This window comes from Ideonella azotifigens (assembly GCF_021043325.1).
GTDB classification, from domain to species: Bacteria; Pseudomonadota; Gammaproteobacteria; order Burkholderiales; family Burkholderiaceae_C; genus Ideonella; species Ideonella azotifigens.
Window position 1 is genome coordinate 126,384 of record NZ_JAJNKD010000002.1, and the last position, 16,200, is coordinate 142,583.

Sequence of the window (16,200 nt, forward strand, 5' to 3'; positions counted from 1 at the left end):
GATGAACGGCTTGAGCGACTTCTGGGCGGGCAGCGACGGCATCGGCCGCACGGTGGCCCTGCTGCTGCTGGCCATGTCGGTTGGCGCCTGGGTGCTGATCGTCTGGAAGACCTGGCTGCTGCGCCGCGCGCTGCGCGGCCAGCGCGACAGCGTCGCCGCCTTCTGGCAGGCACCGAACCTGAAGGACGGCCGCGAACGTGTGGCCCAGTTGGACCGCGAACAGGTGCTGCTGGGCATGGTGGACGCGGCCGCCGCGCAGCCCATGGCCGGCACGCTGCAGGGCAGCGCCAGCACCGAAGCCCAGCTGACCCGCCGCCTGCGCGACGCGCTGCACGAAGGCCTGGGCCGGCTGCAGAGCGGCCAGGTGTTCCTGGCCTCGGTGGGGGCCACCTCGCCCTTCATCGGCCTGTTCGGCACCGTCTGGGGCATCTACCACGCGCTGCTGGGCATCTCCACCGCCGGCAGCCTGTCGATCGACAAGGTCGCCGGCCCGGTCGGCGAGGCGCTGATCATGACCGCCGCCGGCCTGGCCGTCGCCATTCCTGCGGTGCTCGCCTACAACCTGTTCGGCAAGTGGCTGGGCGCACTGGAAGCCGAGCTCGAAGGCTTCGCGCACGACCTGCGCGACCTCGTGCTGACGGGCCGCTGAGCCCGCACCCGAGAACAGCGCCATGGCCTTCGGACGCCTGGAACGCACCCGCCCGCCGCAGCCGATGGCGGACATCAACATGACGCCGCTGATCGACGTGATGCTGGTGCTGCTGGTGATCTTCATGATCACCGCCCCGCTGATGGCCAGCAGCCTGAAGCTGGACCTGCCCAAGGCCGAAGGCGCGTCGCCCGGCGACAACCCGGTATTCCTCTCGGTGGCCATCAGCATCGACGGCCAGTTGCACCTGGACGACGAGCAGGTCAACGACGCCCAGCTGACGCTGCGCGCCCGCCAGGCCTCGCAGCAGGATCCGAATACCGAAGTGCAGCTGCGCGCCGACGAGAAAGTGCCCTATGGCCGCGTGGCCGAGCTGATCGGCCTGCTGCAGGACGCCGGCCTGAGCCACATTGGCTTCATCACCGCCGGCCCGCCAGCCAAGCCCGCAGGCACCACTGCCGCACCCTGAACCGGCTCAGCGCCGTGTCACCAGTGGGCGCGACTGCAGCAGCACCACCTGCCCGGCCGGGTCGATGGCCCATTCGATGTCCTGCGGTGCCGGCCCCAGGCGCCGCTGCACCGCCTCGCCCACCCGCGCCAGCTGCCGCACCAGCGCGTCGCTCAGCACCGCGCGGCCAGGCTCGGCCGGGGCTTCGCGCACACCGCCCTGCGGGTCCAGCAGCAGCGCCACCGGGTCTTCGGTGCGGCTGAGCACCTGGATGCTGTCGCTGCGCCGGTGGTAGAGCACCTGCTCGGCCTGGCGCAGCCCGTCCACCACCCGAATACCCAGGCCGCGCTTGGCGGTGATGAAGCTCATGCCGGGCTGCCCCACGTCGAAGGGATTGGCGGTGGTCATCACGCCGGCCGCCTGTGCGTCCACCGCCTGCTGCACCAGCACGCCCATCACCACCTTGTCGTGCGGCACGCCAGCCGCGCGCCGCGCCTCCCAGGCCTCGGTGTTGTAGACCGAGGCCCAGACCGTCTTCACCGCCTCGGCAAGCTTTGCATCGTCGTCGGCCACGTTGGGCACCGTGGTGTAGAGCCCGGCGCCGCTGAAGCCGGGCAGGTCCTCGGAGTTGGAGGAGCTGCGCACGAACACGCCGCGGCCGCCAGGGACCCAGCGCGCGCGGGCTTCGTGCCAGCGCTGTACCTCGACCTCCGGCAGCGGCAGCGCGACCAGCGCCTCGCGCAGCTTCGCCAGCGCCTGCGCCCGCACCTGGCGGTCGAGCGCAAAGTCTGGCGTGCCCACCGCCTCGGCCAGCGCGGCGCGCGCCGCCGGCTGGGCCATGAAGGCGGCGAAGCTGGCAAACGGGATGCAGAAGCCCGAAGGCACCGGCGCGGCGCCGGGCAGCTGGCCCTGACGCAGCGCGGCCGTGAGTTCGCCCAGGTTGGCGGCCTTGCTGCCGCAGCGGCGACTGTCGGCCCGGCGCAGTTCGGTGAGCGGCGCGAGCGCGCTGCCCGCCAGGTCCGGCTGCGGCCAGTTCGTCACTTTGGCCACAAGTGGCCTGGCCTGCGCCAGCGCCACCTCGGCCTCGCTGGCCGGCACCAGCGTCACGCCGGTGCGTGCCACCGTCAGCCGCACCCACTGCCCGTCCAGCGCGCGCCAGCGCTCGGCCTCGCGCGACCACGCATTGGGAATGCCCCAGCCGCGCGCCAGCAGGTTGACGTGCGACAGCGCGGTGGATGGCTGCAGCGTCAGCACACCCGCCACCGGTGGCAGGTTCTGCGGCAGCGTGCCCAGCAGCGCGACGTCGCCACGCTGCAGGTCGTCCGTGGCATCCGGGTCGTCGCGCACCCTCAGCCGGCCGACCGCACTGCCCGGGTTCAGCGGCAGAAAGCCCTGTTTGGCGATGACGGCCGCCTGGCTCAGCAGCGGCTGGTCCAGCCTCGGCTGCAGGCCTTCGGCCAGCGTTTGCTGGGCCGACGAGGTGGGCTTGAAGCGCAGCGGCGCGAAAAACGCGGCGCGCAGCCGCTGGTCGGCCAGGCGCAGCAATGCGGGCGACAGCGGATCGCCCTCCCAGAACTCGTAGGCCCAGGCACCGGCTGCGGCCTGCCAGCTCAGCGTGCCCATCAGGTAGCGGCGCTGCGGCGAGCGGTAGTTCTGCGCCACGGCGGCATGCGGCCACGCCGCTGCGCCGTCGCGCGCGCGCAGGAACTGCTCATGCAGCGCGAAGCGGCGGCTGTCCAGGAACATCACCTGCTCGCCGTTGGCGCGGTCGATCATGAACAGCACATGAGGCAGCGCCAGCGCGGTGCCGGCGTCGTACACCCGCGCCAGGCGGTCCAGTTCCTGGCGGCTGGTGAGCCGAGGCAGCCAGCCGGCCGGCACGGTGCTGGCTGCACCTGGCGGCGCCACGGCGCGGCCTGCTTGGTAGCCGCTGGGCTTTTCGGCCAGCTGGGCGCTGGCGGCCGTGGCCAGCCCCAGCGCGGTGGCGGCCAGCGCTCGGTGGATGTACTGCTGCATGCGTGTGCCCGCCGGTGGCGGTCCTCTCCCTTGTTGGCGCGCATGATGCCAAAAGGCCCGGCGGCCAGCCACGCGCGATAATTTGCCGATGAACGAGAAATACGTCCCCGCCGAAGTCGAGTCGGCCGCCCAGGCGCACTGGCACGCGAACGACGCCTACCGCGTGAGCGAAGACCAGAACAAGCCCAAGTTCTACGCCTGCTCGATGCTGCCCTATCCCTCGGGCAAGCTGCACATGGGCCATGTGCGCAACTACACGATCAACGACATGCTCACGCGCCAGCTGCGCATGAAGGGCATGAACGTGCTGATGCCCATGGGCTGGGACGCCTTCGGCCTGCCGGCCGAGAACGCCGCGATCAAGAACAAGGTGCCGCCGGCTCAGTGGACGTATTCCAACATCGCGCACATGAAGCTGCAGATGCAGGCCATGGGCCTGGCGATCGACTGGTCGCGCGAGGTTGCCACCTGCCAGCCCTCGTACTACAAGTGGAACCAGTGGCTGTTCCTGAAGATGCTCGAAGCGGGCATCTGCGAGCGCCGCACGCAGATCGTCAACTGGGACCCGGTGGACATGACCGTGCTCGCCAACGAGCAGGTGATCGACGGCCACGGCTGGCGCTCCGGCGCGCCGGTGGAAAAGCGCGAGATCCCGGGCTACTACCTGAACATCACCAAGTACGCCGAGGAGCTGCTGTCGGCCGTGACCGACCCGAGCGACCCCGAGTACCTCAGCGGCTGGCCCGAGCGCGTGCGGCTGATGCAGGAAAACTGGATCGGCAAGAGCGAAGGCGTGCGCTTTGCGTTCCCGCACGAGATCGCCAGCGCCGACGGCGGGCTGATCCAGGGCGGCAAGCTGTTCGTGTTCACGACCCGCGCCGACACCATCATGGGCGTGACCTTCTGCGCCGTGGCGCCGGAGCACCCGCTGGCCGCGCACGCCGCCGCCAGCCAGCCCGAAGTGGCCGCCTTCATTGCCGAATGCGCGCAGGGCGGCACGACGGAAGCCGAGCTGGCCACGCAGGAAAAGAAGGGCGTGAAGACCGCGCTGCTCGTCACCCACCCTCTCACCGGCGCGCAAGTGCCGGTGTGGGTCGGCAACTATGTGCTGATGAGCTATGGCGACGGCGCGGTGATGGGCGTGCCGGCACATGACGAGCGCGACTTCGCGTTCGCGAAGAAGTACGGCATCGCGATCCAGCAGGTGGTGGCCGTCGAAGGCGAGACCTTCTCCACCGAGGCCTGGGCCGACTGGTATGGCGACAAGCAGAAGTGCGTCTGCGTGAACTCGGGTGAGCTGGACGGCCTGGGCCAGAAGGCGGCCGTCAGCAAGGTCGCGGAACTCGTCGGCGCCAAGGGTCTGGGCGAAAAGAAGACCACCTGGCGCCTGCGCGACTGGGGTGTCAGCCGCCAGCGCTTCTGGGGCACGCCGATCCCCATCATCCACTGCGACGATTGCGGTGTGGTGCCGGTGCCCGAGCAGGACCTGCCGGTGGTGTTGCCGGAAGACCTGATCCCGGACGGCTCGGGCAACCCGCTGAACAAGCACGCCGGCTTCCTGAACGTGGGCTGCCCGAAGTGCGGCAAGCCTGCGCGCCGCGAGACGGACACGCTGGACACCTTCGTCGATTCGTCGTGGTACTTCATGCGCTACTGCGACCCGACGAACGAGCAGCAGATGGTCGGCGCCGGCACCGACTACTGGATGCCGATGGACCAGTACATCGGTGGCATCGAACACGCGATCCTGCACCTGCTGTACGCGCGCTTCTGGACCAAGGTGATGCGCGACCTGAAGCTGGTCAAGTTTGGCGAGCCGTTCAAGAACCTGCTGACCCAGGGCATGGTGCTCAAGGGTGCCTATTTCCAGAAGCCGGCCGACGCTGGCAAGAACTACTTCTGGGAGCAGGACGTCGAGACCGTGCTCAACGACAAGGGCGCAGTCGAAGGCTACAAGCTGAAGTCCGACGGCTCGCCGGTCGAGTACGAGATGACGACCATGTCGAAGTCCAAGAACAACGGCATCGACCCGCAGACGCTGATCGACCGCTACGGCGCCGACACAGCGCGCCTGTTCGTGATGTTCGCCGCCCCGCCGGAGCAGACGCTGGAGTGGAACGACGCCGCCGTGGAAGGCGCGCACCGATTCCTGAAGCGCGTGTGGGGCTTTGGCGCCAAGAACACCGACGCACTGAAGTCCGCGAGCGACACCGCCGCCGAACTGTCGGCCGACGCCAAGGCGCTGCGCCGCGAAGTGCACCTGGTGCTCAAGCAGATCTCGTACGACTACGAGCGCATGCAATACAACACCGTGGTCTCCGGCGCAATGAAGCTGCTGAACGCGCTCGAAGGCTTCAAGTCCACCGGCAGCGCCGGCGACAGCGCGGTGCTGCGCGAAGGCTTCTCGGTGCTGCTGCGCGGCCTGTACCCAGCCTGCCCGCATGTCACGCACGCGCTGTGGACCCAGCTCGGTTACGCGGACCGCCTGGGTGACCTGCTGGACGCGCCTTGGCCGCTGGTCGACGAGGCCGCGCTGGTGCAGGACGAACTGGAACTGGTGCTGCAGATCAACGGCAAGCTGCGCGGCGCGGTGAAGGTGCCGGCGAGTGCCGACAAGGCCGCGATCGAAGCCGCGGCAATGGCCGCGCTTTCCGACCCGGAGCTGCAGAAGTTCACCGAAGGCAAGCCGCCGAAGAAGGTGATCGTGGTGCCGGGCCGGCTCGTCAATGTGGTGGTCTGAGCGGGTGGCCGCGCGCTTGCTGTCTTCGCGCCGCGGCGCCCTCGTGGCGCTGCTGGCCGCTGCGTCGCTGGCTGGTTGTGGCTTCGAGCTGCGGCAGCCGCCGCAGCTGCCCTACCAGCGCATTGCGCTGACCGGCTTCGCGCGCCATTCCGAAATGCCAGAAGCCGTGCGGCTGGCGCTGCCCAGCGGCACCAAGATCGTCGACAGCCCGGCCCAGGCCCAGGTGGTGCTGGCGGCGATGGAGGACAAGCTGGAGCGCACCGTCGCAGCCTCCACCTCGGCCGGCCAGGTGCGTGAATTCCGGCTGCGCGTGCTGCTGAAGTTCCGCCTCACCCGGCCGGACGGCACGGTGCTGCTGGGCGACACCGAGCTGGAACAGAGCCGCGACATGAGCTACACCGAAACCGCGGCGCTGGCCAAGCAGACCGAAGAGGCCACGCTGCTGCACGACATGCGCGCCGACATGGCGCGCCAGCTGCTGCGCATGCTGTCGGCCTCGGCCGAGCTGGCAGCGCGGCTGCCGGCGCCAGCGGCTTCGGCAGCGTCCGCACCAGAGGCCGCATCGGCGCCCGAGCCGGCCTTCGTGCCGGCGCCCGCCGGCAACTGGGGCGCGGCTGCCGCGTCCGCGCCGGCCTCGGCCGCACGCTGAAGGCCCCGCGATGCAGGTCCGCTCCGATGCCCTGGCAGCGCAGCTCTCGCGTGGCCTGAAGCCGCTTTACACGCTGCACGGCGACGAGCCACTGCTGGCGCAGGAGGCGGCCGATTCGATCCGTGCGGCGGCCCGCGCAGCCGGCGTCTCCGAGCGCCAGGTCTTCACCGTCAGCGGCGCGCATTTCGACTGGAGCAGCGTGCTGGGCGCCGCGCAGTCCATGGGCTTGTTTGCCGACCAGCAGCTGATCGAGATCCGCATCCCTTCCGGCAAGCCCGGCAAGGAAGGCTCGGTCGCGCTGCAGCAGTATTGCGACCGGCTGGGCGAAGGCCTGTTCACCATCGTGCACCTGCCGCGGCTGGACCGCCAGCAGCAGCAAAGTGCCTGGTTCCTGGCGCTGGACCGGGCGGGGGTGACCGTACGGCTGGACCCGATCGAGCGCAATCAGCTGCCTCAATGGATCTCGCGCCGGCTGGGCGCGCAAGGCCAGTCGCTGCCCGCCGGTGAAGCGGGCCAGCAGGCGCTGGCGTTTTTCGCCGACAGGGTCGAAGGCAACCTGCTGGCCGCGCACCAGGAACTGCAGAAGCTCGCGCTGCTGTACCCCGAAGGCGAACTCAGCTTCGAGCAGATCCAGGACGCGGTGCTGGACGTGGCCCGCTACGACGTCTTCAAGCTCGGTGCCGCCGTGCTGGCCGGCCAGGCCGAGCGCGCGCTGCGCATGCTGGACGGCCTGCGCGCCGAAGGCGAGGCCGCGGTGCTGGTGCACTGGAACCTGGCCGAGGACATCCGCGCGATGAAGCGCGCCCGCGACGCGATGGCCGGCGGCAAGCCGCTGCCGATGGCGCTGCGCGAAGCGCGGGTTTGGGGAGACAAGGAGCGCGCCTTCGAGCGCGTGTTGCCGCAACTGGATGACGCCAAGCTGGCCGCACTGGTGCAGGCCGCCGCGATCTGCGACGGCCTGGTCAAAGGCCTGCGCCACCCCGACTGGCCCACCGAAGCCTGGGACGGCCTGCGTCGCCTGATGCTGATGACGCTGGACCTGATGCAGCCGCCACCCCGCCGCGGCCAGGCTGCGCCTGCGCCGATGGCGCTGCAGCCTTAAGCCGAGCGCTCGACCAGGCGCGCCAGCGCCAAGGCGACGGTCGCCGAGCGCACCGCCGTGCGGTCACCTGGCAGTTGCAGCAACTCGCTGTGAACCTGCGCCACAGCACCGACCTGCCAGGCCAGCGCCAGCCACACCGTGCCCACCGGCTTGCCCGGCACTGCGCCGCCCGGGCCGGCAATGCCGGTGACCGCCACCGCCATCTGCGCGCGGCTGTGCGCCAGCGCGCCGCGCGCCATCGCTTCGGCCACTTCCTGGCTGACGGCGCCGTGTGCGGCGATCAGGTCGGCCGGCACGCCGAGTTGCTCGGTCTTGGCCTCGTTGCTGTAGGTCACGAAACCGCGGTCGAACCAGTCGCTGGAACCAGCGACGCTGGTGCACAGCGCGGCGATCAGGCCGCCGGTGCAGCTCTCGGCCGTGGCCATGCGCCAGCCGCGGGCGCGCAGTGCGTCGGCAAGCGCCGGCAGGCGGGCTTGCAGCGAGGCGGCGTCGGTGAGCAGTGTGTCCATCACTGGGGTTGCGCCGCAGACGCAGGCATTGAGATGGCGCCCGATGCTAGACTTTGACGCATGACTGCTCGCGTTGACCAGCTTCTCGATGAAGCCTTGTCCTTGCCGACGGACGAACGGTCCGCGCTGGTTGTTGCGTTGCTTGACAGCCTGGAAGGCAGCGACGATGCCTGCATTTCTGAGGCTTGGCGTGCGGAGATTCGCAGGCGGCGTGCCGGGCTTCGGGATGGGACCATCGTTCCGGTTCCGTGGTCCGGGGCCAAGGCACGACTCCGTGCACTGTGAGTCAGTTCGAAGTCGTCATTCTTCCCGACGCAGAAGCTGAAATTGCGGGTGCGTTCCAGTGGTATCGCGAACGCAATCCGCTTGCCGCTGAGGCATTTCGGACCGAAGCGCTCGACTGCATTGATGCGCTGGCCGACTCGGCAGAGAAGTGGAAGAAGGATGACGACGGCACGCACCATTGTTTGCTTCGACGATTCCCGTACACCGTTTTCTATGCCATCGAAGGCAATGTCGTGTTCGTGCTGGCAGTTTCGCACCAGAGGCGGGAACCCGGATATTGGCGTGATCGCTGAATTGCGCCGCGCGCGACTTCCGGCGGCCATCATGCGTGCCAGAGTGCCATCACCAGCAGCGTGCAAAGCGCCGCCACCAGGTCGTCGAAGATGATGCCGAAGCCCTGGCGCCAGCCGGGCAGCGTGCCGGGCTGGCCCTTGTAGCGGCGGTCGGCCCAGCCGACCGGGCCGGGCTTGGCGGCGTCAAAAAGGCGGAAGATCAGGAAGGCGGCCAGTTGCGCGACCAAGCTGGAGGGCGTGACCAGCCAGAGGATGAGCCAGAAGGCCAGCACCTCGTCCCAGACGACCGCGCCGGGGTCGCCCACGCGCATGGCCTGCGCGGTGCGCGTGCAGGCCCACCAGCCGACGAAAAAGCCGACCAGCAGCACCCAGCCCCAGCCGGCCTCGCCCAGCGCGTCGCTGAGCATCGGGTCCAGCAGCAGGAAGGCCGCCCAGGCCCACAGCGTGCCGACCGTGCCCGGCGCAAACGGCGACAGCCCGCTGCCCATGCCCAGCGAGATCCAGTGCAGCGGCGAGCGGCGCAGCAGCCACACGCCCGCACGACGCGGCGGCAAGGCGGCATCGGCCGCGTGCACCGACTCAAAGCCGGGCCGCGGCGTCTCGGCGATGACGTGGGCGTCGCTGATCGAAGCGGGTGAGGTGGCAGTGGGCTCTTCGTTCATGACTTGAAGTGATCGAAGCCGGCGAGTTGCGTCAGGTCGATGGGCGAGCCTTGCTCGTCCAGCACACGCAGCCCGGCCCCCCTGGGCAAGACCTGGCCAATGCGGTGCAGCGGCACGCCGGTTTGCGTCGCAATCGCCTGCAGCGCCGCGTCGGCGCCTTCGGGTGCGCAGAACAGCAGCTCGTAGTCGTCACCGCCCGTCAGCCAGGCGATGCGCTGCACGGCGGCCAGCTGGCCGGCCAGCAGCGCGCGGCGTGGCATGCGGGCCAGCGCCAGCTCGGCGCCCACGCCCGAGCGGCGCAGCACATGGCCCAGGTCGCCCAGCAGGCCGTCGCTGACGTCGATGGCCGCGGTGGCCAGGCCGCGCAGCGCCAGCCCCAGCGCAATGCGGGGCTCGGGGCATTCCATCGCCAGCCGGGCCTGTGCAAAGTCTTCGGCGCCCAGCGCCAGCGTGCCGCGGAAGACCTCCAGCGCCAGCCGCGCCTCGCCGGGCCAGCCGCTGACCCAGATGTCGTCCCCCACGCGCGCGCCGCTGCGCAGCAAGGCCTGGCCGGGCGGCACTTCGCCGAACACGGTTATGCCGATGGTCAGCGGGCCTGCCGTGGTGTCGCCGCCGACCAGCTCGATCTGGTGCCGGTCCGCCAGCGCCAGCAGGCCTTGCGCAAACGGCGCGAGGAAACGTTCGTCGGCCCGGGGCAGCGCCAGGCTCAGCGTGAAGCCCAGTGGCTTGGCGCCGCAGGCGGCCAGGTCGCTGAGGTTGACGGCCAGCGCCTTGTGGCCCAGCCGCGCCGGGTCCACGGTGGACAGGAAATGCCGGCCCTCGACCAGCAGGTCGGTCGACACGGCCAGCTGCATGCCGGGCGTGGGCTGCAGCAAGGCGCAATCGTCGCCCACGCCCAGCACGGCGCGCTGCACGGGGCGCTTGAAGAAGCGGTCAATCAGTTCGAATTCGCCCAGGGACATGGGCGGTATTGTCGGTCAGCGGAACACGGGATCAGGGGCGCAAAAGATTGGCCAGCTCGACGGCGGATTTGACGTTCATCTTCTCGAAGACGCGTGCCCGGTGGACCTCGACGGTGCGCACGCTGATGTCCAGCGCGTCGGCGATCAGCTTGTTCGGCCGGCCTTCGACCACCAGCTGCATGACCTCGCGTTCGCGCTCGGTCAGCTCGGCCAGCGCGCGCTGCACCTCGCGCTTGGCCAGGCGCTGCAGCAACACCGCTTCGCTGGCCTGCAAGGCATGTTCGACCCGGTCCACCAGCGCGTTGTCCGAGAACGGCTTCTCGACGAAATCGAAGGCACCGCGCTTGACGGCGGCGACGGCGGTCGGCACGTCGCCATGACCGGTCAGGAAGATCACCGGCAGCACCTGGGCCAGGCCACGCTCGACCAGCCGGTCGAACAGCGCCAGCCCGTTCATGCCGGGCATGCGCACGTCCAGCACCAGGCAGGACGGCGCGGTCGGCCAACTGGCGGCCAGGTCGGCATGGGCGCCGCGCTGATTCAGCAGTTCTTCGAAGGCCTCGGCGCTGGCGAAGCCCTCGGACAGCAGCCGGCGCGAGCGCAGCAGCCAGGCCAGGGCGTCGCGCACCACGTCCTCGTCGTCAACGAGGTAGACCATGGGCAGGCCGAAGCGGGACGAGGTGGGCGTCATGGCGTCATGGCAGAAGAAGGCGCGTTGCGGCGCGGGCTGTCGGGCGCTGGAAGGGTAAACCGGAATTCCGTGCCGGCGGGAGAGGCCTCGCTGTTGGCCGGCCCATGGTCCAAGGTGCCGCCATGTTGCTCGATGACGGTGCGGCAAAGCGAGAGGCCAAGGCCCATGCCTTCCTGGCGGGTGGTGAAAAACGGCGTGAACAGCCGCGCCGCCACTTCCGGCGCAATGCCGGGTCCGGCATCGGCCACGCTGAACTGCACCCAGCGCGGCTCGTGCTGGCGCACCTTCAGCGTGAGCACCCGCTGGGCCAGCGGCGTCTGGTCGGTCTCCATGGCCTGGATCGCATTGCGCGTCAGGTTCAGCAGCACCTGCTCGACCATGGTGCGATCGGCCTGCACGCTGGGCACCGGCTTGGGCAGGTCCAGCTCGATGCGCGTACCGCTCTTGCGCGCCTGCAGGCGCACCAAGGGCAGCACGGCCTCTATCAACTGGTCCGCCGCCACCACCTCGCGCGACTGCTCGCGCCGACGCACAAAGCCGTGCACGCTCTTGATGACACGCCCTGCCCGCTCGGCCTGCTCGGCAATGCGTTCGATGGCCTGGCGCACCAGCTCCAGCGTGTCCGGCTCGGGCTCGGCCATCAGGTTCAGCGAGCCGGTGGCGTAGCTGGCAATCGCCGCCAGCGGCTGGTTCAGCTCGTGGCTCAGCAGCGAGGCCATTTCGCCGACGGTGGCCAAGCGCGCCGCGGCCTGCAGCCTGTCCTGCTGCTGGCGCGAAAGCTCTTCCATGCGCCGCTCGCCGCTGACGTCCAGGATCGCCCCCATCCAGCCCACATGGTGGCCCACCCGGTCGTGCAGCGGCGCCTCGTAAATCATCACCGGGAAACGCTCGCCGCCGCGGCGCATGAACACGGTTTCGTAGCCCTCGCGGTGCACGCCGCCGCCGTCCACGCCCAGCTGCAGCCGGGTGTCCTGGCGCCGCAGGTATTCCTCGACCTGCTCGGGTGGCCAGTAAGGCGGCGGAAAGCGGCCGATCAACTCTTCCGGCGCATAACCCACCATCTCGCTGAAGGCCGGGTTCACATAGCTGACGCGGCCTTGCACATCGCGTGCGCGCAGGCCGGTGACCAGCGAATCCTCCATCGCCCGGCGGAAGGCCAGCGACTCGGCCAGCGCGGTCTCGACCTGGCCGCGGCGGCGCACGTCGCGCACCAGCAGCACCACCAGCCCCAGCAGCACCAGCGACAGGCCCAGCACCAGCGCAATCGCCAGGTTCGGGATCAGCCCAGGCCGGCCGGCCACGGCATCGGCGCGCAGCTGCAGCGAGCTGCCGGGCAGATCGACCAGCCGGCTGGCGTGGTAGATGCCGGCGCCGCGCATCGGCCCGGCACGCACCAGCCGCGTGCCGTCGGCCTCGACCAGCGACAGCTCGTGCCGGCCGACTTCGGCCTGGCGCACCGTGTCGTCCAGCATGGCTGCCAGACCCAGCGTGGCCACCATGAAGCCGACCAGGTGGCCCGATTGCGTGATCGGCATGCACAGGTCCAGCACCTCCAGGCCGAGGCCGCTGGGCTGGGGCACGAAGTACGAGCGCGAATAGGCCGGCGCGCTGCTGCGGCGGGCGGTGGCGCAGGCAGCCTGCAGCTCGACCTCCAGCTCGCTGCGGCCGATCACGGTGAACAGCGAGAGCTCGGGCCTGCCGTCCAGTGCGAGCTGGACGCGCAGCTCCAGGTCGCGCCGCTCCAGCCGCAGCACCTCGCGGCGCTGGCGCAGCATCTCGGTGGCGTCCAGCCGCCACTGGCGCTCGTCCGGCTCGTTCCACAGCAACGACTGCACGCTTTGCTGGCTGCGCAGCAGCACGCGCCGCATCTCGATGGCCGCCGAGGTGGCGACCGCATCGGTCTCGTCCTGGGTTCGGGCTTCCTCGTAGCGCAGCGTCAGCATCACCAGCAGCGACTGCGCGACCAGCAGCAGCACCACCAGCGCACCCCACAGCAGCCAGCGCATGCCGCGGCGCAGCCGGGGCGCGTCGGCGGGGGTGTCCATCCTCATCGGCGTGGGGTCTCGCGGGCGCATGATCGTGCAGGGAACGGGGCCGAAGTATCTGCGCTGGGCAGAGGCGCCCGGTAAGCAGTTCCTCGCATGCGCCATGCCCGCCGGCGCGCGCACACTGCGCCCCCGCCCCGCCGTTCACTTGCGGCTCCTACAATCGCCGACCCCGGGGTTGGGAATGAAAAGGACACTTTGCGATGCCGACAGCCGAAGAACGAAAAGCCGAACTGCGCCGTGCGGCGCTGGAGTATCACGAGTTCCCGACGCCGGGCAAGATCGCTGTCACTGCCACCAAGCAGCTGATCAACCAGCACGACTTGGCGCTGGCCTACTCGCCCGGCGTGGCCGCCGCCTGTGAAGAGATCGTCGAAGACCCGGCGAATGCCTTCCGCTACACCTCGCGCGGCAACCTGGTCGCGGTGGTGTCCAACGGTACTGCGGTGCTGGGCCTGGGCAACATCGGCCCGCTGGCTTCCAAGCCGGTGATGGAAGGCAAGGGGGTGCTGTTCAAGAAGTTCGCCGGCATCGACGTCTTCGACCTGGAGATCGCCGAGAACGACCTGGACAAGCTGGTCGACGTGATTGCTGCGCTGGAGCCGACCTTTGGCGGCGTGAACCTCGAAGACATCAAGGCACCGGACTGCTTCTACGTCGAGCGCAAGCTGCGCGAGCGCATGAAGATTCCGGTCTTCCATGACGACCAGCACGGCACGGCCATCGTCGTCGGTGCGGCGCTGCTGAACGGCCTGAAGGTCGTCGGCAAGAGCATCAAGCAGGTCAAGCTGGTGTCCTCCGGCGCTGGCGCCGCGGCGCTGGCCTGCATCGGCCTGCTGGTCAAGATGGGCCTGCCCAAGGAAAACATCTGGCTGACCGACCTGGCCGGCGTGGTCTACAAGGGCCGGGTCGAGCTGATGGACCCGGACAAGGCCGAGTTTGCGCAGGAAACCTCGCAGCGCCACTTGTCGGAGGCCATCGAAGGCGCGGACATCTTCCTGGGCCTGTCGGCCGGCGGCGTGCTCAAGCCGGCGATGGTCGCCGCCATGGCCCCCAAGCCGCTGATCTTCGCGCTGGCCAATCCGACGCCGGAGATCATGCCCGAAGAGGTCAAGGCGGTGCGCGACGATGCGGTGATGGCCACCGGCCGCACCGACTACCCGAACCAGGTCAACAACGTCCTGTGCTTCCCGTACATCTTCCGCGGCGCGCTGGACTGCGGCGCCAGCACCATCAATGACGAGATGGAAATCGCCGCGGTGCGCGCGATCGCCGAGCTGGCCCAGGCCGAGCAGCACGACGTGGTCGCCGCAGCCTACGCCGGCATCAACCTCAGCTTCGGCCCGGAATACCTGATCCCCAAGCCTTTCGACCCGCGGCTGATGACGCAGATCGCACCCGCCGTGGCGGAGGCGGCGCAACTGTCGGGCGTGGCCACCCGACCCATCACCGACATGGTGGCCTACCGCGAGAAGCTGCACACCTTCGTCTATGCCTCCGGCACGATGATGAAGCCGATCTTCTCGGTCGCGAAAAAGGCCAAGGCCAACCGTGTGGCCTACGCCGAAGCCGAGGACCGGCGCGTGCTGCGCGCGGTGCAGGTGGTGGTCGACGAAGGCCTGGCGCGGCCGGTGCTGGTCGGCCGGCCGAACATCATCACAGCCCGCATCAAGAAGCTGGGCCTGCGCCTCGAAGAAGGCCGCGACTACGAGATCGTCAACACCGACGACGACCGCCGCTACCGCGACTTCTGGCAGACCTATCACCAGATGATGGACCGCAAGGGCGTGACCGAGCAGCTGGCCAAGATCGAGATGCGCCGCCGCCTGACGCTGATCAGCAGCATGCTGCTGCACAAGGGCGAGGTGGACGGCCTGATCTGCGGCACCTGGGGCTCGACCGCACTGCACCTGAACCACATCGAGCAGGTGATCGGCCGCCGCCCTGGCGTCAAGACCTACGCCTGCATGAACGGCCTGGTGCTGCCGAACCGCCAGCTGTTCCTGGTCGACACCCACGTCAACTACGACCCGACCGCCGAACAGCTGGCCGAGATCACCATCATGGCGGCCGAGGAAATGCTGCGCTTTGGCATCCAGCCCAAGGCCGCGCTGCTCTCGCACTCGAACTTCGGCTCCAGCAACCAGCCGTCCGCCATCAAGATGCGCGACACACTGGCGCTGGTGCAGGCCCAGGCGCCCTGGCTGGAGATCGATGGCGAGATGCACGGCGACGTGGCGCTGGACACCGCTTACCGCGCCGAGCTGATGCCGCGCAGCACGCTCAAGGGCGAAGCCAACCTGCTGGTGCTGCCCAACATCGACGCCGCGAACATCAGCTACAACCTGCTGAAGACCGCCGCCGGCGGTGGCATTGCCATCGGCCCGGTGCTGCTGGGCGCGGCCAAGCCGGTGCACATCCTGACGCCTTCGGCCACGGTTCGCCGCATCGTCAACATGACCGCGCTGACCGTGGCGGACGCCAACGCCGGGCGCTGAGCGCCCACCAACCGGCACCAAAACCGCGCATCCAGGCCAGCGGCAGAAGAACAAGTAAGCGGTTACTTCAATACCCGTCCACTGCACGCTTTTCGGGCAGTGGACTTGTGGTATTTGTGCCAATCAGATAGGATCGCGGTTTGATTCTTCAGGGCAAACCCGTGGTTTTTCTTGGTCGGCTGTCAACAACGCCGATGGAGCGGTCCTGGCGCCAAAAGTTTGATTTTGTGCGTCGTGGCCTCAGCTCCTTCGGTGTGGCAGCAGTGCTGGGAATGGCCGCCGTGGTCCAACTGGCAGGGTCCGGCGCAGCCCTTGCGCGGGAACCGATGGTCGTCACCGCCGAGTCGCTCGGCACGGTGTCGCTGGCCAGCCTGCCGCCCGAGGCGCAGCAAACCGAACGCCTGGTGCGTGCCGGCGGTCCGTTTCCTTTCGACAAGGATGGCGTGGCCTTCGGCAACCGGGAACGCAGGCTGCCGCCTCAGGCGCGAGGCTACTACCGCGAGTACACCGTGCCCACGCCCCATGCAAAGAATCGTGGGGCAAGGCGTTTGGTGTGCGGCGGTCGTCAACCGCAACAGCCTGAAGCCTGTTTCTATACCGACGACCACTACGCCAGCTTTCGCCGCCTGGTGCCGTGAACGCCATTTCGGG

The 16,200-nt window shown here is 69.2% G+C and carries 15 protein-coding genes; 9 read left to right on the top strand and 6 right to left on the bottom strand.

The window, feature by feature from the left end; all coding sequences use genetic code 11:
• Window position 1 precedes the first annotated feature (1 nt).
• Both LRH25_RS05245 and LRH25_RS05250 read left to right on the top strand, forming a co-directional pair.
• Window positions 2–649 carry a MotA/TolQ/ExbB proton channel family protein gene (locus tag LRH25_RS05245; protein WP_141287745.1) on the top strand — a complete coding sequence of 216 codons (648 nt, stop codon included), beginning with the start codon at window positions 2–4 and terminating at the stop codon, window positions 647–649.
• Between the two features lie 22 nt (window positions 650–671).
• On the top strand, window positions 672–1,118 hold the full coding sequence (locus LRH25_RS05250) for an ExbD/TolR family protein (RefSeq protein ID WP_141287746.1): 447 nt from the start codon (window positions 672–674) through the stop codon (window positions 1,116–1,118).
• A gap of 6 nt (window positions 1,119–1,124) precedes the next feature.
• Here LRH25_RS05250 and LRH25_RS05255 read toward each other — a convergent pair whose 3' ends face one another.
• On the bottom strand, window positions 1,125–3,113 hold the full coding sequence (locus LRH25_RS05255) for a PEP/pyruvate-binding domain-containing protein (RefSeq protein WP_231010302.1): 1,989 nt from the start codon (window positions 3,111–3,113) through the stop codon (window positions 1,125–1,127).
• A gap of 88 nt (window positions 3,114–3,201) precedes the next feature.
• On the opposite strand from LRH25_RS05255, the gene leuS reads away from it, so the two are divergent.
• Genes leuS through holA form a run of 3 tightly spaced genes read left to right on the top strand, consistent with a single transcriptional unit; the run spans window position 3,202 to window position 7,604 of the window.
• Complete coding sequence (gene leuS / locus LRH25_RS05260; RefSeq protein WP_141290475.1) at window positions 3,202–5,853, top strand: leucine--tRNA ligase; 2,652 nt, start codon at window positions 3,202–3,204, stop codon at window positions 5,851–5,853.
• Window positions 5,840–6,502 (top strand): LPS-assembly lipoprotein LptE, encoded by a 663-nt coding sequence (locus LRH25_RS05265; RefSeq protein WP_231010304.1) that lies wholly within the window; start codon window positions 5,840–5,842, stop codon window positions 6,500–6,502. The genes leuS and LRH25_RS05265 overlap by 14 nt, the downstream gene beginning before the upstream one ends.
• A 10-nt stretch (window positions 6,503–6,512) precedes the next feature.
• Window positions 6,513–7,604, top strand: coding sequence for a DNA polymerase III subunit delta (gene holA, locus LRH25_RS05270; protein WP_231010306.1), 1,092 nt, complete (start codon window positions 6,513–6,515; stop codon window positions 7,602–7,604).
• Here the strand turns inward: holA and LRH25_RS05275 are convergent.
• Window positions 7,601–8,113 (bottom strand): CinA family protein, encoded by a 513-nt coding sequence (locus LRH25_RS05275; protein WP_231010308.1) that lies wholly within the window; start codon window positions 8,111–8,113, stop codon window positions 7,601–7,603. The genes holA and LRH25_RS05275 overlap by 4 nt on opposite strands.
• Window positions 8,114–8,173: 60 nt before the next feature.
• Here LRH25_RS05275 and LRH25_RS33270 point away from each other — a divergent pair, with 60 nt between their 5' ends.
• Both LRH25_RS33270 and LRH25_RS05280 read left to right on the top strand, forming a co-directional pair.
• The gene (locus LRH25_RS33270; protein WP_141292095.1) at window positions 8,174–8,398 is read left to right on the top strand and encodes an addiction module protein; all 225 of its coding nucleotides are present in this window, start codon (window positions 8,174–8,176) and stop codon (window positions 8,396–8,398) included.
• Window positions 8,395–8,691 (top strand): type II toxin-antitoxin system RelE/ParE family toxin, encoded by a 297-nt coding sequence (locus LRH25_RS05280; RefSeq protein WP_170201216.1) that lies wholly within the window; start codon window positions 8,395–8,397, stop codon window positions 8,689–8,691. Before LRH25_RS33270 ends, LRH25_RS05280 begins: the two co-directional genes overlap by 4 nt.
• Before the next feature lie 29 nt (window positions 8,692–8,720).
• Here the strand turns inward: LRH25_RS05280 and LRH25_RS05285 are convergent, their stop codons facing one another.
• From LRH25_RS05285 to LRH25_RS05300, 4 genes are read right to left on the bottom strand one after another with little or no spacing between them, the layout of a single operon-like run.
• Window positions 8,721–9,353, bottom strand: coding sequence for a phosphatidylglycerophosphatase A family protein (locus LRH25_RS05285; protein WP_259373908.1), 633 nt, complete (start codon window positions 9,351–9,353; stop codon window positions 8,721–8,723).
• The gene (gene thiL, locus LRH25_RS05290; protein WP_231010716.1) at window positions 9,350–10,309 is read right to left on the bottom strand and encodes a thiamine-phosphate kinase; all 960 of its coding nucleotides are present in this window, start codon (window positions 10,307–10,309) and stop codon (window positions 9,350–9,352) included. Before thiL ends, LRH25_RS05285 begins: the two co-directional genes overlap by 4 nt.
• Before the next feature lie 37 nt (window positions 10,310–10,346).
• Window positions 10,347–11,006: a response regulator transcription factor gene (locus tag LRH25_RS05295; protein ID WP_231010310.1), complete on the bottom strand. Its 660-nt coding sequence runs from the start codon at window positions 11,004–11,006 to the stop codon at window positions 10,347–10,349.
• Entirely contained in the window at window positions 11,003–13,051 is a 2,049-nt protein-coding gene (locus LRH25_RS05300; RefSeq protein ID WP_231010312.1) for a sensor histidine kinase, read from the bottom strand. Before LRH25_RS05300 ends, LRH25_RS05295 begins: the two co-directional genes overlap by 4 nt.
• 203 nt (window positions 13,052–13,254) lie before the next feature.
• Here LRH25_RS05300 and LRH25_RS05305 point away from each other — a divergent pair, with 203 nt between their 5' ends.
• Both LRH25_RS05305 and LRH25_RS05310 read left to right on the top strand, forming a co-directional pair.
• Entirely contained in the window at window positions 13,255–15,549 is a 2,295-nt protein-coding gene (locus LRH25_RS05305) for an NADP-dependent malic enzyme (RefSeq protein WP_141288263.1), read from the top strand.
• Between the two features lie 194 nt (window positions 15,550–15,743).
• The gene (locus tag LRH25_RS05310) at window positions 15,744–16,187 is read left to right on the top strand and encodes a guanyl-specific ribonuclease (protein WP_375140583.1); all 444 of its coding nucleotides are present in this window, start codon (window positions 15,744–15,746) and stop codon (window positions 16,185–16,187) included.
• Window positions 16,188–16,200 lie beyond the last annotated feature (13 nt).